Source organism: Halorhodospira neutriphila (assembly GCF_016584055.1).
In the GTDB taxonomy this organism is placed as follows: Bacteria; Pseudomonadota; Gammaproteobacteria; order Nitrococcales; family Halorhodospiraceae; genus Halorhodospira; species Halorhodospira neutriphila.
In genome coordinates this window covers 1-1,504 of sequence record NZ_NRSH01000237.1, presented here as the reverse complement: position 1 = coordinate 1,504, position 1,504 = coordinate 1, and the positions used below count along the sequence as shown (strand labels likewise).

Below are 1,504 nucleotides of genomic sequence, written 5' to 3'. Positions count from 1 at the left end.
GAGAGGCGGGCCTGCCGGAGCCACTCCCGGGGCGGAGGGCGCCCCCACGGGGAGGCGCCGCAACACCCGCGGGCGGGGCGGCTCGCCCGGGCTCAGGCGGGCGCCAGGCCGGTCAGGTGGGCGATGTTCTTGAAGAAGATCCGGGCGTGGGTCAGCGGCTTGGCGCGCACCAGGCGCTTGTTCATGTAGGCGTCCCAGGTCAGGGACTGGACGTCCGGGTCCGCGCAGATACGCACGAAGCGCTCGCGGCGGTCGTCGTTGGTGTACCAGAAGCGCTGCATGACGCCGAGGACGCGGAAGACCTGCCCGTGCTCGCGCATGAAGGCCTTGCGGGCCTGGGCGAGGGCCTTGGCGTCGCCGCTGTGCAGGGCGGTGTCGACCGCCTCGGCGGTGCGCTGGCCGCCCGCCATGGCGTAGTAGATCCCCTCGCCGGAGGCCGGGGCGACGGTCCCCGCGGCGTCGCCCGTGAGGACGACGTTGCGGCCGTTGTCCCAGCGCTTGAGCGGGTAGAGGGGCAGGGGGGCGCCCTCGCGGCGCAGGGTCCTCGTGCCCTCGAGGCCGGCGGCGGCGCGCAGCTCGGCCGTCGCCTGGCGCAGCGAGAACCCCTTCACGGCGCTGCCGACGCCGACGCTGACCTGCTCGCCGTGGGGGAAGACCCAGCCGTAGAAGTCCGGCGAGAGCGAGCCGCGGTAGTAGACGTCGGCCCGCTGCGGGTCGAAGCAGGCCCCCTCGGCGGAGGCGGGCGGCTCGATGATCTCGTGGTAGGCCGCGACGTGGGGGATCTCCTTGGAGCCGGGTACGGCCTGCCGGCCGACGGCGGAGTTGGCGCCGTCGGCCCCGACCACGAGCCGGGCGCGCACCTCGTGGCGCTCGGCGCCGCTGCCGCCGCGGCCCTCGAGGTAGGTCAGCCGGACGCCGCCCCCGTCGTCCTCGCTCAGCGCCCGGAAGGTCCCCTCCCGCAGCTCGGCGCCGGCCTCGGCGGCGCGCCGGCGCAGCCAGTCGTCGAAGACGTCGCGGTCGACCATGCCGACGTAGCCGCCCTCGATGGGCATATCGACGTGGCGGTCGGCGGGCGAGACCATGCGCGCGGCGTGGACGCGGGCGCAGAGGAGCTCCTGCGGGATCTCGAACTCGCGGATGAGCTGCGGCGGGATCGCCCCGCCGCAGGGCTTGATCTCGCCGGGGCGGTCGAGCAGCAGCACCGAGCGCCCCTGGCGGGCGAGGTGGGTAGCGGCGGTCGCCCCGGCGGGGCCGCCGCCGACGACGGCGACGTCGAACGAGTCTGCGGCGGGTGTGGCGGTCATGGCAACGAGCTCTGTGCAGTCGTGGTCGTCGTGGTGCGCTGGTGGTCGAGCACGGCCTCGCTGGGGCGCTCGACGCGGGCGGCGAGCCAGGCGGAGACCAGGAAGGTGACGGCCGCGACGCTGAAGACCAGCGAGTAGCCGGCCGCCTCGTCGCCGACGAGGTAGCGCACGGCGTCCACGCCCACGGTGCCGAGGAAGGC

General features: G+C 75.3%; 1 protein-coding gene and 1 pseudogene. Both read right to left on the bottom strand.

Features of this window, described 5'->3' with window-relative positions; translation table 11 throughout:
- Window positions 1-92 precede the first annotated feature (92 nt).
- Complete coding sequence (locus CKO13_RS12135; RefSeq protein ID WP_200261380.1) at window positions 93-1,304, bottom strand: geranylgeranyl diphosphate reductase; 1,212 nt, start codon at window positions 1,302-1,304, stop codon at window positions 93-95.
- Window positions 1,301-1,504: pseudogene (locus tag CKO13_RS12130) on the bottom strand (hypothetical protein); the annotation flags it as partial. The gene CKO13_RS12135 and the pseudogene CKO13_RS12130, both read right to left, overlap by 4 nt.

Bases quoted from the DNA above. Each gene is read 5' to 3' on its own strand.
- CKO13_RS12135 (WP_200261380.1), bottom strand. From the start codon at position 1,304: ATGACCGCCACACCCGCCGCAGACTCGTTCGACGTCGCCGTCGTCGGC.